The sequence below is a fragment of the Leisingera sp. ANG1 genome (assembly GCF_000203975.2).
Classification (GTDB): Bacteria; Pseudomonadota; Alphaproteobacteria; order Rhodobacterales; family Rhodobacteraceae; genus Leisingera.
This window is the reverse complement of record NZ_AFCF02000008.1, coordinates 646122-664614: the sequence shown is the minus strand read 5'-3', so window position 1 is coordinate 664614 and position 18493 is coordinate 646122. Positions and strand designations below refer to the sequence as shown.

The 18493-nt window shown below is 64.3% G+C and carries 18 protein-coding genes and 1 tRNA gene; 12 read left to right on the top strand and 7 right to left on the bottom strand.

Annotated features, from left to right (window positions below; translation table 11 throughout):
* The first annotated feature begins 3 nt into the window (after positions 1 to 3).
* Positions 4 to 1110 (top strand): ABC transporter permease, encoded by a 1107-nt coding sequence (locus GC1_RS15760; RefSeq protein WP_019298215.1) that lies wholly within the window; start codon positions 4 to 6, stop codon positions 1108 to 1110.
* Between the two features lie 133 nt (positions 1111 to 1243).
* Entirely contained in the window at positions 1244 to 2836 is a 1593-nt protein-coding gene (locus GC1_RS15755; RefSeq protein WP_019298214.1) for an ABC transporter ATP-binding protein, read from the top strand.
* Between the two features lie 318 nt (positions 2837 to 3154).
* Here the strand turns inward: GC1_RS15755 and hemN are convergent, their stop codons facing one another.
* On the bottom strand, positions 3155 to 4510 hold the full coding sequence (gene hemN, locus GC1_RS15750) for an oxygen-independent coproporphyrinogen III oxidase (protein ID WP_019298213.1): 1356 nt from the start codon (positions 4508 to 4510) through the stop codon (positions 3155 to 3157).
* A gap of 61 nt (positions 4511 to 4571) precedes the next feature.
* Here hemN and fnrL point away from each other — a divergent pair, with 61 nt between their 5' ends.
* Positions 4572 to 5312 (top strand): transcriptional regulator FnrL, encoded by a 741-nt coding sequence (gene fnrL / locus GC1_RS15745; protein ID WP_019298212.1) that lies wholly within the window; start codon positions 4572 to 4574, stop codon positions 5310 to 5312.
* 22 nt (positions 5313 to 5334) lie between these two features.
* Here fnrL and GC1_RS15740 read toward each other — a convergent pair whose 3' ends face one another.
* Positions 5335 to 6207: a LysR family transcriptional regulator gene (locus GC1_RS15740; RefSeq protein WP_019298211.1), complete on the bottom strand. Its 873-nt coding sequence runs from the start codon at positions 6205 to 6207 to the stop codon at positions 5335 to 5337.
* 117 nt (positions 6208 to 6324) lie between these two features.
* Between GC1_RS15740 and glyA the strand changes: the two genes are divergently transcribed.
* Positions 6325 to 7644: a serine hydroxymethyltransferase gene (gene glyA / locus GC1_RS15735; RefSeq protein WP_019298210.1), complete on the top strand. Its 1320-nt coding sequence runs from the start codon at positions 6325 to 6327 to the stop codon at positions 7642 to 7644.
* Between the two features lie 190 nt (positions 7645 to 7834).
* On the top strand, positions 7835 to 8092 hold the full coding sequence (locus GC1_RS15730; protein ID WP_029205031.1) for a GlsB/YeaQ/YmgE family stress response membrane protein: 258 nt from the start codon (positions 7835 to 7837) through the stop codon (positions 8090 to 8092).
* Between the two features lie 65 nt (positions 8093 to 8157).
* Here the strand turns inward: GC1_RS15730 and GC1_RS15725 are convergent, their stop codons facing one another.
* Positions 8158 to 8997, bottom strand: coding sequence for a universal stress protein (locus GC1_RS15725; protein WP_019298208.1), 840 nt, complete (start codon positions 8995 to 8997; stop codon positions 8158 to 8160).
* 205 nt (positions 8998 to 9202) lie between these two features.
* Between GC1_RS15725 and ccoN the strand changes: the two genes are divergently transcribed.
* The 5 genes from ccoN (at position 9203) to GC1_RS15700 (ending at position 13898) form a co-directional block, all read left to right on the top strand.
* Positions 9203 to 10813, top strand: coding sequence for a cytochrome-c oxidase, cbb3-type subunit I (ccoN, locus tag GC1_RS15720; protein ID WP_029205030.1), 1611 nt, complete (start codon positions 9203 to 9205; stop codon positions 10811 to 10813).
* Positions 10814 to 10827: 14 nt separating this feature from the next.
* Positions 10828 to 11556, top strand: a complete 729-nt coding sequence (gene ccoO, locus GC1_RS15715) for a cytochrome-c oxidase, cbb3-type subunit II (protein WP_019298206.1) — start codon at positions 10828 to 10830, stop codon at positions 11554 to 11556.
* Between the two features lie 11 nt (positions 11557 to 11567).
* Positions 11568 to 11774: a CcoQ/FixQ family Cbb3-type cytochrome c oxidase assembly chaperone gene (locus GC1_RS15710; RefSeq protein WP_019298205.1), complete on the top strand. Its 207-nt coding sequence runs from the start codon at positions 11568 to 11570 to the stop codon at positions 11772 to 11774.
* The gene (gene ccoP / locus GC1_RS15705) at positions 11771 to 12640 is read left to right on the top strand and encodes a cytochrome-c oxidase, cbb3-type subunit III (protein WP_019298204.1); all 870 of its coding nucleotides are present in this window, start codon (positions 11771 to 11773) and stop codon (positions 12638 to 12640) included. The genes GC1_RS15710 and ccoP overlap by 4 nt, the downstream gene beginning before the upstream one ends.
* A 271-nt stretch (positions 12641 to 12911) precedes the next feature.
* Positions 12912 to 13898 carry a calcium/sodium antiporter gene (locus GC1_RS15700; RefSeq protein ID WP_019298203.1) on the top strand — a complete coding sequence of 329 codons (987 nt, stop codon included), beginning with the start codon at positions 12912 to 12914 and terminating at the stop codon, positions 13896 to 13898.
* A gap of 6 nt (positions 13899 to 13904) precedes the next feature.
* Here GC1_RS15700 and GC1_RS15695 read toward each other — a convergent pair whose 3' ends face one another.
* On the bottom strand, positions 13905 to 14597 hold the full coding sequence (locus GC1_RS15695; protein ID WP_019298202.1) for a DUF2270 domain-containing protein: 693 nt from the start codon (positions 14595 to 14597) through the stop codon (positions 13905 to 13907).
* Between the two features lie 40 nt (positions 14598 to 14637).
* On the opposite strand from GC1_RS15695, the gene GC1_RS15690 reads away from it, so the two are divergent.
* On the top strand, positions 14638 to 14853 hold the full coding sequence (locus tag GC1_RS15690; RefSeq protein ID WP_019298201.1) for a hypothetical protein: 216 nt from the start codon (positions 14638 to 14640) through the stop codon (positions 14851 to 14853).
* Here the strand turns inward: GC1_RS15690 and GC1_RS15685 are convergent.
* Entirely contained in the window at positions 14834 to 15034 is a 201-nt protein-coding gene (locus tag GC1_RS15685; protein ID WP_019298200.1) for a hypothetical protein, read from the bottom strand. The two genes, GC1_RS15690 and GC1_RS15685, sit on opposite strands and share 20 nt — an antisense overlap.
* 98 nt (positions 15035 to 15132) lie before the next feature.
* On the opposite strand from GC1_RS15685, the gene GC1_RS15680 reads away from it, so the two are divergent.
* Positions 15133 to 16005 (top strand): LysR family transcriptional regulator, encoded by an 873-nt coding sequence (locus GC1_RS15680; RefSeq protein WP_019298199.1) that lies wholly within the window; start codon positions 15133 to 15135, stop codon positions 16003 to 16005.
* Positions 16006 to 16075: 70 nt separating this feature from the next.
* Here GC1_RS15680 and GC1_RS15675 read toward each other — a convergent pair.
* Positions 16076 to 16150, bottom strand: a tRNA-Gln gene (locus GC1_RS15675).
* Between the two features lie 311 nt (positions 16151 to 16461).
* Positions 16462 to 18393, bottom strand: coding sequence for an acyl CoA:acetate/3-ketoacid CoA transferase (locus GC1_RS15670; protein ID WP_019298198.1), 1932 nt, complete (start codon positions 18391 to 18393; stop codon positions 16462 to 16464).
* Between the last annotated feature and the right edge of the window lie 100 nt (positions 18394 to 18493).

Below are 18493 nucleotides of genomic sequence, written 5' to 3'. Positions count from 1 at the left end.
TTGATGAAGCTCTCCCCGCTGAACCAGCGCCGCTGGCGCAACTTCTGCCGCAACCGCCGCGCCTACTGGTCGCTGTGGATCTTCGCGGTGCTGTTCGGACTGTCGCTGTTTGCCGAGTTCATCGCCAACGACAAGCCGATCCTCGTCAGCTACCGCGGCGAAATCCATGCGCCGGTGTTCAAGTTCTACCCGGAGACCCAGTTCGGCGGCGATTTCCAGACCGAAGCCGTCTACAGCGACCCCGAGGTCGAATGCCTGATCCGTTCCGGCGGCATCGAGGACTGCTTTGACGAGCCGGACACCATCCTGGAGGAGATCGCCGCTGGCACCTATGCGGCGGATGGGTTCGCCGAAGGCTGGACCCTGTGGCCGCCGATCCCCTACAGCTTTGACACCACCGTGGACCGCCCCGGCGCGGCCCCGCTGCCGCCCGGCGGGCTGAACCTCCTGGGCACCGATGATACCAAGCGCGATGTGCTGGCGCGGGTGATCTACGGCTTCCGCCTGTCGATCCTGTTCACTCTGATGGTGACGGGTGCGGCCAGCCTCATTGGCATTCTGGCCGGTGCGGTCCAGGGCTATTTTGGCGGTTTCACCGACTTGATGTTCCAGCGGGTGATCGAAGTCTGGCGGTCGGTCAACTCGCTCTACGTCATCATCATCATGTTTGCGATCCTGGGCCGCAGTTTCTGGCTCTTGGTGTTCCTGATGGTGCTGTTTGGCTGGACGTCTCTGGTCGACGTGGTCCGGGCCGAATTCCTGCGCGCCCGCAACCTGGAATACGTCCGCGCCGCCAAGGCGCTGGGAGTCGGCAACCTGACAATCATGTTCCGCCACATGCTGCCCAACGCGATGGTGGCGACGCTGACGATGCTGCCCTTCATCATCACCGGCACCATTGGCCTGCTGGCGGGGCTGGATTTCCTTGGCTTCGGCCTGCCGTCCTCGGCGCCGAGCTTGGGTGAGCTGACCCTGCAGGCCAAGCAGAACCTCGAGGCGCCCTGGCTGGCCTTCACCGCCTTCTTCACCTTTGCCATCATGCTGTCGCTGCTGATCTTCATCTTTGAAGGCGTGCGCGATGCCTTTGATCCACGGAAGACGTTTTCATGATTGGCACGGGATTGCCTGACATTAGGGCAGCGTCTGCCTGGGCTGGCGCGAATGCGCCTGCCGGGGGGCAGGCAGGCACAGCCCGGGCCGCAAGCGTCCCGGGCAAAGAGTGGGGCAAGGGAGCCGCAAAAGAATGAGCAAAACCGCATCCTCCCTCCTGAACGTCCAGAACCTCCGCGTCTCCTTCCGCCAGGACGGCAAGGTGACCGAGGCCGTGCGCGGCGTCTCCTTCTCTGTCGGCCGCGGCGAAACCGTCGCGCTGGTGGGCGAGAGCGGCTCCGGCAAATCGGTCTCAGCCCTGTCCACCGTCTCGCTCTTGGGCGACAGCGCCATGGTGAGCGGTTCCGTCACCTATGATGGCACCGAGATGGTCGGCGCCAGCGAGCGCCACTTGATGCAGGTGCGCGGCAATGACATCAGCTTCATCTTCCAGGAGCCGATGACCTCGCTCAATCCGCTGCACACCATCGAACGGCAGCTGGAGGAATCCCTGGCGCTGCACCAGGGGCTGGCCGGCAAATCCGCCCGCGCGCGTATTCTGGAACTCTTGGAGAAGGTCGGCATCCGCGACGCCGAAAACCGGCTGACCTCCTACCCGCATCAGCTGTCGGGCGGCCAGCGGCAGCGGGTGATGATCGCCATGGCGCTCGCGAACAAACCCGACATCCTGATCGCCGATGAGCCGACCACGGCGCTCGACGTGACCATCCAGGCGCAGATCCTCGACCTTCTGGCGGAGCTGAAGGAAAGCGAGGGCATGGGGCTGCTGTTCATCACCCATGACCTCGGCATCGTGCGCCGTATCGCTGACCGGGTCTGCGTGATGAAAAGCGGTGAGATCGTCGAGGAAGGCCCGGCAGCCGAAATCTTCGCCAACCCGCAGCACCCCTACACGCAGAAACTGCTGGCGGCGGAACCCTCCGGCCAGCCGCAGCCGGTGGCCCCGGACGCGCAGGAACTGGTGGCCGCCAAGGACCTCAAGGTCTGGTTCCCGATCCAGCGAGGGCTTCTGAAGCGCACTGTAGGCCATGTGAAAGCGGTGAACCCGATGTCGGTCTCGGTCCGGGCGGGTGAAACCCTGGGCATCGTCGGTGAAAGTGGCTCCGGCAAGACCACTCTGGCGCTCGCCATCATGCGGCTGATTGCGTCGGAGGGCGCGGTCACCTTCCAGGGCCAGGACCTGCGCAAGTGGTCCACCCGCGACCTGCGCGCCTTGCGCAAGGACATGCAGATCGTGTTCCAGGACCCGTTCGGCTCTCTCAGCCCGCGGATGACCTGCGCCCAGATCATCGCGGAGGGGCTGGCGATCCACAAGGTGGACCAGCACCGCGACACCCGCGAACTGGTGGCGGAGGTGATGACGGAGGTGGGCCTGGATCCCGCGGCGATGGACCGCTACCCGCATGAGTTCTCCGGCGGCCAGCGCCAGCGGATTGCGATTGCCCGCGCCATGGTGCTGCGCCCGAAACTGGTAGTGCTGGATGAGCCGACCTCGGCGCTGGACATGACGGTGCAGGTGCAGATTGTCGAGCTGCTGCGCGATCTGCAGACACGTTATGGGCTGGCCTATCTATTCATCTCTCACGACCTCAACGTGGTGCGGGCGATGTCGCATCAGGTGGTGGTGATGAATCAGGGCGACGTGGTGGAAACCGGCGCGGCAGAGGAGCTGTTTGCCAACCCGAAACAGGACTATACCCGCAGGCTGCTGGCCGCGGCGGGTTGAACCGCTCCCGAGTTAACCCTCTGGCAGGCTTTGCAGCATCTATGCGTTCGCACTTCACGCAACGCCCAGAAATTGCGGCAGCGCGGTTGACCAAATGTTTCGCGCGCGAAACATTTAGACAGCATTGCTGACCTATTAAGAGGCCGTTGAAAAGCACCGGAACCCTCCCGCGCCCGCAAGTGCCCCGGCTGCGCCAGGACCCCTTGGCGGCCTTGGGCGAGGCTCAGCGCCCAGGGCGCTGAGCCTCGCCCAACGGGAGCGCTGCGCCCAAAGGCGCGGCGGCGACGGGCGGGAGAACTCCTCCCCGGCAGAAAGGGATCAGATGGCGGTGCTGTGGCCTGCGTGGTTCAGGTCATAGGCGTCAAAGCTGCGGGCGATCATCCGGGTCAGCGGGCGGGCTTCCTCACGGATATCCAGCCCCTTGGCAGAGACCTCCAGCATCCCCGGAAAGGCTGCGCCGGCCGCGGCAAACAACCGGTCCAGGTCCGCCTCGACAACGGCAAACCGCGACAGTATCTCCTCGCGGCAGATGCGGAAATCGCACATCAGCGCCTCAATCAGCCGCGCCCGCAACAGGTCCTCGCCGCCAAAGGCATGGCCGCGGGCGGTGGCGAATTGCCCGTCGCGGATGGCGCGCACATAGGCCGAGGTCGCAGGCGCGTTTTGCGCATAGCCTTGCGGGAACCTCGAAATGGCTGAGGCGCCGATGCCGATCAGCACCTCTTCCGGATCGTCGGTGTAGCCCTGGAAATTGCGGCGCAGGCGCCCGGTCCGCTGCGCCACCGCCAGCCCGTCGTGCGGCCGCGCGAAATGGTCGATGCCGATCTCCCGGTAGCCGTCCCACTGGAACAGCTGGCGGGCGGTTTCGAACAGTTCCAGCCGCGCCTCTGGGGTGGGCAGCGCATCGGAGCGGATCATGGTCTGCCGCCCGGCCATCCAGGGCACATGGGCATAGCCGTAGACCGCCACCCGGTCCGGCGTCAGCGACAGCAGCTTCTGCACGCTTTCGGTCATGATCGCGGATGTCTGATGCGGCAGGCCATAGAGGATATCGGCATTGAGGCTGCGGATCCCATGTGCGCGCAGCTGCTCAATGGCGGCGCGTGTGGCCTCAAAACTCTGGATACGGCCGATCGCCTGCTGGATGGTGCTGTCAAAATCCTGCACCCCGACAGAAGCGCGGTTCATGCCTGCCTCGGCCAGCGCGTCCAGCCGCCGGTCCCCGATCTCGTTCGGGTCGATCTCAACCGAGAACTCGGCCCGCGGCGCCAGAGGAATGGCCGTGGCGATCGTGCTCGCCAGTTCACGGATTATATCCGCACTCAGCAAAGTCGGGGTGCCGCCGCCCCAATGCAGGCGCGACAGGGTGATGCCCTCCGGCAACTGCGCCTTCAAGAGCGCAATCTCGGCTTTCAGAACCTGAACATAGGCCTCAACCGGGGCGTCGGAATGGGTGCCCTGCGTTCGGCAGGCGCAAAACCAGCACAACCTGCGGCAGAAGGGCACATGCAAATACAGCGAGATGCTGCTGCCCGGTGAAATCTTTGAAACCCAATTGGAAAACAGCGCGGAATCAGTGTCCTTGCCGAAGTGCGGCGCGGTGGGATAGCTGGTGTAGCGCGGCACTTTGGCGTCAAACAAACCCAGTTCGGCCAATTGAGCTTTCTGTTCCATTCAATTACCGTTATGGCAGCGCGCGAACCAGAGCCTTGACCCAGATCAAACGGACCAGCGAATGAACGCTCCCATTATGTCACAATCCAGATGCGGCGATTGCCCGATCCGTCACCGTGCCGTGTGCGCGCGCTGCAACGCGGATGAGCTGGAAGCGCTGGACGCGATCAAATACTACCGCACCTATGAGGCTGGCCAGCCGATCATCTGGTCCGGTGACGTGATGAACTTCGTGGGCTCCGTGGTTTCCGGCATCGCTTCCCTGACCCAGACGATGGAGGACGGGCGCACCCAGATGGTGGGCCTGCTGCTGCCCAGCGATTTTGTCGGCCGTCCGGGCCGTGAAGGCGCGGCTTACGATGTGGCGGCGACCACCGATGTGGTGATGTGCTGTTTCCGCAAGAAGCCGTTTGAGGAGCTGATGGAGCGCACGCCGCATATCGCCCACCGGCTGCTGGAGATGACCCTGGATGAACTCGACGCCGCGCGCGAGTGGATGCTGGTGCTGGGCCGCAAGACCGCGCGGGAAAAGATCGCGAGCCTCTTGGCAATCATCGCGCGGCGTGATGCCACGCTGACGCCGGGCGGCGCCACCAACCGGATGGTGTTCGACCTGCCGCTGACGCGGGAGGCGATGGCAGACTACCTGGGCCTGACGCTGGAAACCGTGAGCCGCCAGATCTCCGCGCTGAAGCGGGACGGCATTATCGAGCTGGAAGGCAAGCGTCATGTGACCGTGCCGGATATGCGCCGCCTGATGGAAGAAGCGGGCGACGACAGCGACGGCGGCTTCCTCGGCTGACCCAGCTTAATCCGCGTTCTCTCTAACCGTTTTCCGCCAGCCAGCGCGCCACCCTTGCTGCCGGGCTGCGCGGGCCGGAGGGGCGCAGGCTCCATAGCCTCAATTCGCGGGGCAGCTCTGCTTTGACCGCAAACGGCGCCACCAGCTTGCCGCTGTCCAGCAGCGGCGCAACCAGCGCCTGATGGCCGATCAATACACCCGCACCATTGACGGTCTCCTCCACTGCCAGCGAGTAGAGCGAGTATTCCGGCCCCCGCAGGTGCAGGGTCTCGCCGGGGCAGGCGGCCTGCAGCCAATATTCCCAATCCTGCACCCAGACCGCGTCTGACAGGCAGGGCACGTTCTGCAGGTCCGCAGGAGTGCGCAGCTGCTCTGCCAGCGCGGGGGCGCAGACCGGGAATATTACGTCCTGGTCTATCACTTCGCCCTGGCCGCCGCCGAAGAACAGGCACAGGTCATAGGGCGTGCGCTTGAGGTTCGGGGGCTCCTCGGTGGCCGTGACCGACACCACCATCTCCGGCATCGCCGCGCGCAAGGCAGGCAGGCGCGGCGACAGCCAGAACTGGGCAATCGCGGGCAGGGTGGCGATGTGGACGGTGCATGGCTGGGCTTCTTCGCGCAAGGTGCGGGTGGCGGCGTTCAATTGGTCGAAGGCGGCGGAGAATTCCGGCAGCACCCGCGCGCCAATTGGCGTCAGCGTCACCTGCTTGGGGCGGCGATGGAACAACTGCGCCTGCAGCGCGTCCTCCAGCGATTTGATCTGGGCCGAGACCGCGCCGGGGGTCACCCCCAGCTCCTGCGCGGCCGCAGAGAACCCGCCGAGCCGGGCGGCGGCCTCAAAGGCGCGCAAGGCGGTCAGCGGCAGCGATTGGGCAGGGGGCGGGGAAACAGCCATGGCTTAGCCTCAATTTTTCTAGCCCTAGTTTTCTGGAAAACTGATTTGCGCGCAAGGGGGCATTGGCGGTTTGATGGGGGCAGAGAGAAACCCGCCACTGCGCGAAGGAGACAGACCATGACAGAGCTTGCCCGCCGCAACTGGGTGCCCGCCGCCTGCGAAGACTACGTGCAGACCGTGGCCGCCAAGACCGCCGCTGCCACCAGTGCAGAGACCGCTGCGCGGCTGACCGCGCTGGCGGACCGCAATGCGGAAATCCACGACCGCGACTGTTTCAACCTGAACCCGGCCACCAATGTGATGAACCCGGCGGCTGAGGCGTTGCTGGCAACCGGCCTTGGAAGCCGCCCGTCGCTGGGTTACCCCGGCGACAAATACGAGATGGGGCTGGAAGCCATCGAGGAGATCGAGGTGATCGCCGCTGAGGTCGCGGCACAGGTCTTCAATGCGCGCTATGCGGAGATCCGGGTGGGATCTGGCGCGCTGGCCAATCTCTATGGCTTCATGGCGCTGACCAAACCCGGTGATGCAATCATTGCACCGCCCGCCGCGGTGGGCGGGCATGTAACCCATCACGCGGGCGGCTGTGCCGGGCTTTACGGGCTGCAAACCCATCCGGCGCCGGTGGACGGCGATGGCTACACCGTCGATCTGGACGCGCTGCGCGATCTGGCGCGCGAGGTGCAGCCCAAACTGATCACCATCGGCGGCAGCCTCAATCTGTTCCCGCATCCGGTGCCGGAGATACGGGCGATTGCGGATGAGGTGGGCGCCAAGGTGCTGTTCGACGCAGCCCACCAGTGCGGCATGATCGCGGGCGGCCATTGGGGCAACCCGCTGGAGCAGGGCGCGCATCTGATGACGATGAGCACCTACAAGAGCCTGGGCGGCCCGGCTGGCGGGCTGATCGTCACCAACGATGCGGACATCGCCGAGCGGCTGGATGCCATCGCCTTTCCCGGCATGACCGCGAACTTTGATGCGGCCAAATCGGCGGCACTGGCGATGAGCCTCTTGGACTGGGTGGAGCATGGCGCGGACTATGCCAAGGCAATGGCAGATCTGTCGCTGGCCCTGGCCGAGGCGCTGGCCGGGCAGGGGCTGCCGGTCTTTGCCGCTGCGCGCGGCATGACCCAGTCGCATCAGTTTGCACTGGAGGCGGCGGAGTTCGGCGGTGGCCAGGCGGCGTCGAAGCATCTGCGCAAGGCGGGCTTCCTGGCCTGCGGCATCGGCCTGCCCATCGCGGAGGTGCCGGGCGACATGAACGGGCTGCGCATCGGCACGCCGGAACTGGTGCGCCGCGGCGTCACCGTGAAGCATGCGCCCCAGCTGGCGGAGCTGATCACCCGGGCCTTGCGGACGGAGGACCCGGCAGCCATGGCAGCAGAGGTTGCCGAATTCCGCGCCGCCTTCCAGGGCATGCACTACGTGCGCTGAGGCCAGACAGGCGGGACGCTAAAACGGGGCTCTCCCGCGCCCGCACGTGCCCGGCCCAACGGGAGGGCGCCTTTCGCAGGAAAGGCGGACGACGGGCGGGAGAAGCTTGGATTTACGGACCTGACGGCAGCGGGTGACCCGGAGCCGCGGTTGTGTTCTACTATTGCGGTAACAACACATGGAGGCGGCAATGCAGTTTGGAAGTCTGATCGGGATGCTGATCATCGGGGCGCTGGCGGGCTGGCTGTCGGGCAAGATCATGCAGGGGCGCGGCTTTGGCATCCTTGGCAATATCATTGTCGGCGTGGTCGGTGCCTTCCTGGCCGGCACCATCTTTCCGGCGCTGGGGTTTGCCGCGGGCGGCGGCTTTTTCTGGTCGCTGATCCACGCCACCATCGGCGCGGTGATCCTGCTGTTCCTGATCGGCCTGATACGCAAGGCAAGCTAGGTCCAGCCGCGGAAACAAAAAAGGCGCCCTGCGGAGCGCCTTTCTGTTGTGTAACCTGGCTGGCCCTAGTGCGCCATCAGCACCGGTACCGCGGCCTGCTCCAGCATGTTGCGGGTGGCGCCGCCCAGGATCGCCTCGCGGAAGCGGGAGTGGCCATAGGCGCCCATCACGATCAAGTCGGCGGCGGTGTCGGCGGCGTGGCGGTTCAGCACGTCCGACACCCGGGTCAGCGTCTTGCTGAGCACGTCGATCTCGCAATTGACCCCGTGGCGGGCCAGCATCTGCGCCAGCATGCCGCCGGGATCGGAGCGTTCGGGGCCATGCTGCGGCGGGTCGATCACCGCGATGCGGACCAGTTCCGCGCCCTGCAGGAACGGCATCGCACGGCGGATCGAGGTCATTGCCTCGATGCTTTCGTTCCACGCGACCAGTACAGTCTTGGGCTGCTTCAGCGGCGCGCCCTTGTCCGGCACCACCAGCACCGGCGCGCGGCCCTCGAACAGGGCGGCTTCGACGATCGGTTCTGCCTCGGCACGTTTGCCGGATCCATAGGGCTGGCCCAGCACCACCAGGTCGGAGAACCGTGCCTGGCGCGCCACATGGCGGCCGATGTCTGCGATTTGGGCAACGCCGCTGTCGGTGCCGTAGGCCACGCCCGCCTGCTGCAGGATCGCATCGGCCCGGGCCTGAACCTCTTCGGCCTCTTCCTGCGCTCGGGCCAGGGTTTCCTGCAGCACCATCGCATTGGCGCCGGCATAGTAGTATCCTGTCTGGGTGCGGTCCACTCCGAGGCAGAGCGCATCGGCATGGGCGCCGAATTCCTCAGCCAGGGCCGCAATTTGCGCCAAAGGCGCCGCTGCGGTGTCCGCAGCTGTCAGAACGGTAAGTAAGGACTTGTAGGACATTGACACCTCTCGGCGGAAAGTGCACCGCAATCCTGACGGGTGCTGGTGCGTGGAGTTTCACTGCTCGGGAAGAAGTGTCACATGTTGCCCGGAAATGTCTTGATGCAGATCAAGGCGGCAGAAAGGCGCGTTTTGCATGAAGGGCGCGGTCTAATAACGTCTCCGGTTTCGCAAGAATCGCGGGGGCATGGCAAAGGGACGCAAGATGTCTAATTATATCAAGCTGATAGCGCTTGGTTTGGTCACGCTGTTTGCGATGATCGGCACCAATTACGCGCGGGATCTGGCTTACCAGGTGCACGCGATCATCGTGATGATCGTGGCTGGCGGCCTGTTTCTCTACACTTTGCGCAGAACCGACGAGCCGAAAATGGCACCCGCCGGTCTGGAAAATGAGTATTTCGACAGCGTGATCCGCGCTGGCACGATTGCAACCGCCTTCTGGGGTGTGGTCGGGTTCCTGGCGGGGACCTTCATCGCGTTTCAGCTGGCGTTTCCGGCGCTGAACTTCGAATGGGCCGAGGGCCTGGCCAACTTTGGCCGCCTGCGCCCGCTGCACACCTCTGCGGTGATCTTTGCCTTTGGCGGCAACGCGCTGATTGCGACCTCCTTTTATGTGGTGCAGCGGACCTCCGCGGCGCGCCTTTGGGGCGGCAACCTGGCCTGGTTCGTGTTCTGGGGCTACCAGCTGTTCATCGTGCTGGCGGCGACCGGCTATCTGCTGGGCGGCACCCAATCTAAGGAATACGCCGAGCCCGAATGGTACGTCGACCTGTGGCTGACCATCGTCTGGGTGGCCTATCTGGCAGTGTTCCTGGGCACCATCATCAAGCGCAAGGAGCCGCATATCTATGTGGCGAACTGGTTCTACCTGTCCTTCATCGTCACCGTGGCGATGCTGCACCTGATCAACAACATGACCATCCCGGTTTCGATCTGGGGCTCCAAGTCGGTCATCGTGTGGCCGGGCGTGCAGGATGCTATGATCCAGTGGTGGTACGGCCACAACGCTGTGGGCTTCTTCCTGACCGCGGGCTTCCTGGGCATGATGTATTACTTCATCCCGAAACAGGCCGAGCGTCCGGTGTTCTCCTACAAGCTGTCGATCATCCACTTCTGGGCGCTGATCTTCCTCTATATCTGGGCCGGTCCGCACCACCTGCACTACACCGCGCTGCCGGATTGGGCCTCGACCCTGGGCATGGTGATGTCGGTGATCCTGTGGATGCCCTCCTGGGGCGGCATGATCAACGGCCTGATGACCCTGTCGGGCGCTTGGGACAAGCTGCGCACCGACCCGGTGATCCGGATGATGGTGATCTCGCTGGGCTTCTACGGCATGTCCACCTTTGAGGGGCCGATGATGTCGATCCGCGCGGTGAACTCGCTGTCGCACTACACCGACTGGACCATTGGCCACGTGCATTCCGGCGCGCTGGGCTGGAACGGCATGATCACCTTCGGCGCGCTCTACTATCTGGTGCCGGCGCTGTGGAAGCGCGAGAGCCTGTACAGCCTGCGCCTGGTCTCCTGGCACTTCTGGCTCGCCACCATGGGCATCATTCTCTATGCCGCATCGATGTGGGTGACCGGTATCATGGAAGGCCTGATGTGGCGTGAAGTGGACGCCAACGGCTTCCTGGTGAACTCCTTTGCCGACACCGTGGCAGCGAAGTTCCCGATGTATGTGGTGCGGGGCTTGGGCGGGGTGATGTTCCTCGCGGGTTCCATCATCATGTGCTACAACCTGTGGATGACGGTCCGTAAGGCGCCGGCCAAAGAGGCCAGCCTGACGGTCCAGGTCCCGGCTGAATAAGGAGCCAGGAAGCTATGTCTATTCTCGACAAACATAAGATCCTCGAGACCAACGCGACCCTGCTGCTGATCTTCAGCTTCCTGGTCGTGACCATCGGCGGCCTGGTGCAGATCGCACCGCTGTTCTACCTGGAAAACACCATCGAGAAGGTGGAGGGCATGCGTCCCTACACCCCGCTCGAGATGGCGGGCCGCGAGGTCTACATCCGGGAAGGCTGCTATGTCTGCCACAGCCAGATGATCCGTCCGATGCGCGACGAGGTCGAGCGTTACGGCCACTACTCGCTGGCAGCGGAGTCGATGTACGACCGTCCGTTCCAGTGGGGTTCCAAGCGGACCGGGCCGGATCTGGCCCGCGTCGGCGGCCGCTACTCGGATGAGTGGCACGCAGACCACCTGCGCGACCCGCAGTCGGTGGTGCCGGAATCGGTGATGCCGAAGTACGGCTTCCTCGAAGAGAAGAAGATCGACGGCAAATACATCGGCGACATCATGGCCACCAACGCGCTCTTGGGCACGCCCTACAGCGACGAGATGATCGAGGCTGCGCAGGCTGACTTCCGCGCCCAGGCCGACCCGGACAGCGACTATGACGGGCTGCTGGAGCGTTATGGCGAGGACATCAATGTGCGTAACTTTGATGGCAAGCCGGGGATCTCCGAGGCCGATGCGCTGATCGCTTATCTGCAGATGCTGGGCACGCTGGTCGACTTCTCGACCTTCACCCCGGACGCGAGCCGCTGAGGGAGGATGGTATGGAACTCTACACACTCCTCAGGCAGTTCGCCGACAGCTGGATGCTGCTGTTCCTGTTCACCTTTTTCATTGGTGTGATTGTCTGGGCGTTCCGCCCGGGCAGCACCAAGGCCTACAAGGACACCGCAAACATTCCGTTCCGGCATGACGACGCACCTGCGCCCAGCCAGGACCAACCCGCCGCGACTAAGGAGGCGAGGGCATGAGCAAGAAATCGCAGAAATTCGAAGGCGATCCGAACACCACCGGCCATGAGTGGGACGGGATCGAGGAATTCGACAACCCGATGCCGCGCTGGTGGCTGTGGACCTTCTATGCCACCATCATCTGGGGCGTTCTGTACACCGTCGCCTATCCGGCCTGGCCGCTGATCAACGGCGCCACCGCGGGGGTGCTTGGCTGGTCGACCCGGGCCGATGTCGCGGCGGAGATCACTGCGGTGGAAGAAGCCAACGCGCCGGTCAATGCCAAGCTGGAGGCGGCTGAGCTGACCGCCATCGCGGAAGATGCGGAACTGGGTCCCTATGCGGTATCCGCGGGTTCTGCCGTGTTCAAGACCTGGTGCGCCCAGTGTCACGGTTCTGGTGCGGCTGGCGCCAAGGGCTATCCGAACCTGTTGGACGACGACTGGCTCTGGGGCGGCTCGGTGGAGGATATTCACGCCACCATCACCCACGGCATCCGCAACGAGGACAGCGACGAAGCGCGCTATTCCGAGATGCCTGCATTCGGCCGCGACGAGCTGCTTGAGAAGGAAGAGATCTCTCAGGTGGTCAACTATGTGATGTCGCTGTCGGGCGAGCCTCAGGATGCGTCCAAGGTCGAAGCCGGTTCGGTTGTCTTTGCCGACAACTGTGCCTCCTGCCACATGGAAGACGGCACCGGCGACCGCGCGCAGGGCGCGCCGAACCTGGCGGATGCGATCTGGCTCTATGGCGGCGACTACGGCACGCTGACCGAGACTGTCAGCAACTCGCGCTATGGCGTGATGCCGGCCTGGAATACCCGCCTGACAGAGGCGCAGATCCGCGCGGTGTCGGCCTATGTCCACCAGCTGGGCGGTGGCGAATAAGCCAGGCCCGGATTGGCGGGAAAGCAGAAAGGGCTGCCCCCGAGGGCGGCCCTTTTTCGTTGCGCCGGCGGTGCAGGATGAGCGGATCCTGATCTGGGAGCCGGGGAAAGCGGATTTATTGCAAGCCCCTTGAAACCGGATGGGGTGCGATATCATTTTCTGCGCAGGCACCCACTGAAAGCGCCCGGCGCAGGCATCGCCGGACCGGCAGGTGAGCGGTGCAGGCTGTGCGGCCTTGGACATGACATGGCCGACCTTGGAGACGTTTCTCGTGTTTGAAGTCTGGCTGCCGCTTCTGGGCGGGATGTTGCTGCTGATCCTTGGCGGCGAGTTTCTGGTGCGCGGCGCCGTGCGCGTGGCGGAGCGGTTCAGGGTGTCGCCGCTGGTGATTGGCCTGACCCTGGTGGGCTTTGGCACCTCTGCGCCGGAACTGGTGACCTCGGTCCGGGCAGCGCTGGCCGGGGCGCCGGGGATCGCCTATGGCAATATCACCGGTTCCAACATTGCCAATATACTGCTGATTGCCGGCGTGTCGGCGCTGATCGCACCGATAGCGGTGCAGTCGGCGGCGCTGCGGCGCGATGGCGGTGTCATGCTGGCGGCTACGGTGATCTTTGCTGCGCTTGCCGCAACGGTTCCGGTGACGCGGACTGCCGGACTGGCCTTTGTGCTGGCACTGGCGGTCTATGTCTGGTTCGCCATCCGGCAGGAACGGACAGCACCTGCTGCAGAGCACGGAGCATTGTTTGACAAGGCCGCCGCGCTGGAGGGGGTGGATCCGGCAGTTTCACCTGCACACACGGCCAGACTGCCGCTGTGGCGCCCGCTTGCCACGACGCTGGGCGGGCTGGTGCTGGTGCTCGGCGGCGGCGGGCTGCTGGTCGACGGGGCGGTGCAGCTGGCGCGGATGATGCAGGTGTCCGAAACGGTGATCGGCCTGACGATTGTGGCGGTAGGCACCTCGGCACCGGAATTTGCGACCTCGGTTGCAGCCGCGCTGCGGCGGCAGGGAGAGATGGCATTCGGCAACATCATCGGTTCCAACATTTACAACCTGATGGGCATCGGCGGCGCCACTGCATTGATCGCCCCGTCAGAGGTGCCGGAGCGGATTGCCGGTTTCGGCAACGTGGTCATGCTGGGCGTTACAGTGGCGTTTCTGGCCTTGGCCTGGACTGGCCTGCAAGTGTCCCGGCGCGAGGGGGCGGTGCTGCTGGCAGGATATGGTGCCTATGTCTGGTGGCTGTGGCCCGTCTGAGCGGCCTCAGCCCATCGAGGTCATTGATCTGCGTTTGCTGGCGCGGGCGGCGTCTGAGCGGGCGCTCCACCAGGCGATGCCGCCCCAGAGCACAACGTAGAAGACGCCTGTGGCCAGCACCATCTCCCCCGGGAAGGGGCCGATGTCGGCACGGTCCAAGGCCTGCTGCCAGGAGGTCACACCGGTGGGGTGCACCGCCAGCTTGCCCGCATAGGCCAGTGACTGGATCAGCAGGATCCAGAAATAGTTGCGCCGGATCCGCCGCCCGATCGCAGTCATCACGCCGACATGGTACTCGGGCCGCAAATAATCAGCGGCCAGAACGTCCTGCCAGTGCTCCTCCAGATGCAGGTCGCCCTCGATCAGCATCGGGGTGTAGAAATGCGTCTCCAGCCAGCGGGCACGGGCGCGGAACACGTTGAAATAGCGGTAGCGGCGGGCCTCCAGCATCAGGAAGAAGATGATCAGCACGCCCACCAGGATCAGCGGCAGCGGCGAGGCCTCCGGCGAGGAATAGGAGATCGACAGCGCCACGCCCAGCGTCACCACCGACCAGTTGGTGGTGGTGTCGAGCCGGGTGCGCCAGACCGTGCTGCGGTAAATCTCGCCGCGGTAAAGATGCGCCAGCGCACCGACTTCATCCGCTGACAGCGGTGCGCGGGCACCGGCCGCCGTCTGTTCGCGCTGTGACGTGTCCATGAAACAAGGGTAAGTTTTTTGGCGCAGCCGGGCAAATTATTTGCGCCAGTTTGATCCGCATCAAACTGCAGATGCCGCAATCGGGGTAAAACCGCAGATGAAAGAGATTGCTGCTTGGCTAGTACCCCTCCTGGGCAGCAAGAAATCCCGCGAGGCCGACGTGCAGGCCAAACGGGCCATGCGCCGGTTTTCCGATCTGTTCGCGCGTTTCCTGGAAAACCGGCGCTTTTTTCGTCTCAAATCTTCTGCGGGTTGACGCAGCGGACCTGCATCGGTCGGCCGCGCAGCCAGGCAGCGAGCCTGGCCAGCAGCCCCGGTGCGCGCGGCGGGGCCTGATAGGCGCGCGGCAGCGGTTTTGCCGGCGGCAGATCGCGCAGCCGCACACAGTCCTGGCGGGCGGCGGTCATCATCGAGCGGGCATAGATATCATTCAGCATGTCACGGCCTCCTGTTCTGGCGTGTGGTCCTGACTCTTGCCTGAACAGGCGATTCCTGCGAGTTAAGAAGAATGTCGCTATGTAAGGTGCAGTTACATATGGATTGGATGCACATGCCGCCGCTTGCGGCGCTCAGAGCCTTTGCTGCCTTTGCCGAGACCGGAAATGTGGTGCAGGCGGGCGCTGCACTGAATGTGAGTCACGCTGCCATCAGCCAGCAGCTGCGGGCGCTGGAGGCGCATCTGGGCGCAGCGCTCTTGGACCGCAGCGGCCGGGCGCTGGCGCTGACCGCTGACGGCGAGCATCTGGCGCGGGCGCTGCAACTGGGGTTCGGCGCGATCGAAGCGGCGGTGCTGGATATCTCTGCCGCCGGCGCCGCCCGGCCGCTGCATGTCACCTGCACGCCGATGTTTGCGGCCCATTGGCTGATGCCGCGGCTGGCGGATTTTCAGGCGGCGCATCCCGAGATCGATCTGGTGCTCGACCCGAGAGGCGAGATCGTCGAGCTGAAGCCCGGCGGTATCGACATTGCGATCCGTTATGGCGGTGGAGCGTGGCCAGGGCTGGAGGCCCGGATGCTGCTCCAGTCGCCAATGGTTGTGATCGCGGCGGACAGCCTGCTGCGCGGGCGCCGGGTGGCGGCACCGGAGGACTTGCTGGATCTGCCCTGGCTGGAGGAGCTGGGCACGACGGAGGCTTCGCGCTGGCTGGAATCGCGGGGCGTCAAGGACAGTCTGCGCGGCCCTCGAACCCGGCTGCCCGGTAACCTGCTGATGCAGGCGGTCCGTGCGGGGCAGGGGGTTGCGGTCAGCGTGCAGGCATTTGTCGCCGAGGACCTGCAGACCGGCCGCCTGCTGGCCCTGTTCACCGAAGGCGAAAACTTAGGCTATCACATTGCAACCCGCAAAGGCGTGCTCCGCCCGGAGGCCCGCAGTTTCACCGCCTGGCTCAGCCGCCAAGCTGGCATCTGAAGCCTGTGCAGAGCAAGAACCAGCTCTTTGAAGCCGATTTTTACCTTGTTTCGCTATGTCAGGAGGCCGATGGCTGGGGTGGTAGGATTCGAACCTACGGTACACGGTACCAAAAACCGCTGCCTTACCACTTGGCTACACCCCATCGGTGAGGCGCTGTCTAAAGTTTGTTTCGGGGGGGTGCAAGAGGGTTTTTGAAAAAAAATGCAGATCTTCTTTCGGCGGCTCCGGAAATCGCCCCGTTGTCCGCGCTGAGGTACCGGGCCGGGTGCTGAAAGATGTTGAAAAACAGTGTTGATTCAATGCGATGGTCGATCATCCGGGAGGCGGTTTCGGGGGGCGGGCGGCCCGGAAATGCGACGTTGCGGAGGCCGCGGATGACGGCGGAAAAGGCGCGAAGCTGCGGTGGGGAGCAAGGGTCGGCCCGCTGCGGGGGCGGCCCTGACGGTGCCGCTGTCAGGAGCCCCAGATCGCCTGATGCGCTTCCTCGCCGCTTTCGAAGATATGCGGCTGCACGCCGCGGCTGGCGAGCTCACCCTGCATCTTCAGGCGCATGAAGGCGCTGGTGGTGTAGTGGGCGATCGAAGACGAATACGCCTCCAGAGTCTGACCAACAGAGTTTGCGTAGTCGTCCTGCAGATCTTCGGCGATGCGGAAGCCGTTCTGGTTCATCACCATGCTGACATCGCGGCCGCTTTTGGCAAAGGCATCCTGCAGAACGCGGTCCAGATCCTCGACGTCCTGTTTCTTGCGGACGCTCCAGCCTTCGAGGTTGAGGAACATGGTGTGGCGGGCGGCGTCATAGGTGACCCGTTCTGAAAGGTTGAAGTTCAACAGGTCGTTCATCAGACCCATCGGCTCGTCCCGGAAGATGCGGGCATCCATCAGGGCGACGTTTTCAATGATCGGCTTGAACTCCATCTGATCCAGAATGTCGCGCTGCAAGTCGATGCCGGGGGCAATCTCAATCAGTTCCAGCCCCTTGGGGGTCAGCTGCAGCACGCAGCGCTCGGTCACGTAGAGCACCGGCTGCGATCGCTTGGAGGCATAAGGGCCCGAGAAGGTGATCTGCTCGATCAGGCGCACGAATTTCTTGTTGCGGCCTTCCTGCACAATGCGCAGTTCGCCGTTTTCCACCGCAACCTTCAGCCCGCCGGCGGTGAAGGTGCCGGCAAAGACCACGGCGCGGGAATTCTGGGAGATGTTGATGAAGCCACCGCAGCCGTTCAGACGGCCGCCGAAGCGGGAGGCGTTGACGCTGCCCTCGGCGTCGCATTCGGCCATGCCGAGGCAGGTGAGGTCAAGCCCGCCGCCGTCGTAGAAATCAAACATCTGGTTCTGATCGATGATGGCGTCGGCATTGGCAGAAGAGCCGAAGCTGGAGCCGCCTGCCAGCACCCCGCCGACGGCGCCGGCCTCGGTGGTGAGGGTGATGTAGGGGGTGGCTTTTTCCTCGTTTGCCACGGCGGCCACACCATCGGGCGCCCCGACGCCAAGGTTCACCGCACCGTTGGGCGGCAGCTCAAACGCGGCGCGGCGGGCGATGATCTTGCGTTGATCCAGCGGCATCTTGGCGATGCCTTCCACCGGGACCCGGATTTCGCCGGAAAGCGCGGGATTATGCTGCACGCCGTAATTCATCCGGTGCATGTCCGGGTCGTCGGCGACGCAGACGCAGTCCACCAGCAGGCCGGGGATCTTCACATCCTTGGGCTTGATCGAGCCGTCCTCGACGATGCGTTCCACCTGGGCGATGACGATGCCGCCGTTGTTGTGGGCGGCCATCGCCTGGGCCAGGCAGTCCAGCGTCAGCGCCTCGCGCTCCATGCTGATGTTGCCGGAGCGGTCGGCGCTGGTGCCGCGAATGAAGGCGACGTCGATCTTGGTGGCCTTGTAGAACAGCCATTCCTCGCCATCGACTTCGTGGTAGCGGACGATGTCCTCCTCGGTCACTTTGTTGACCTTGCCGCCGCCGTGGCGCGGGTCGACATAGGTATGCAGGCCGACCTTGGAGAACAGGCCGGGCTGGCCGGCGGCGCAGGCGCGGTAGAGCTGCGAGATCACCCCCTGAGGCAAGTTGTAGCCGCAGATCTTGTTCTCCTGGGCGGCCTGGGCAACCTTGGGCATGCGGCCGAAGTTGCCGGCAATCACCCGCCGCAAGAGGCCGTCGTGATGCAGCCGCCCGGTGCCCAGCCCCTTGCTGTCGCCGGCGCCCGCGCACATGATCAGGGTGAGGTCGCGGGGGGCGCCTTCGGCCAGGAAGCGCTTTTCCAGCGCCGCGTGCAGCATTTCCGGTATGCAGCTTTGCACAAAGCCGGTGGTTGTCACGACGTCGCCGTCGCGGATCAGCGCCATTGCCTGTTCGGTCGTGGTTGTCTTGTCTTTCATGGCGTCGCCTCCTCCCCGAAGCTGCTTGCCGCCGGGTAGGGATCAATGTCCACGCGGCAGTTTGGTCGGGAATGTTAGGCGTGGTGGGGTTCCGTGCTGT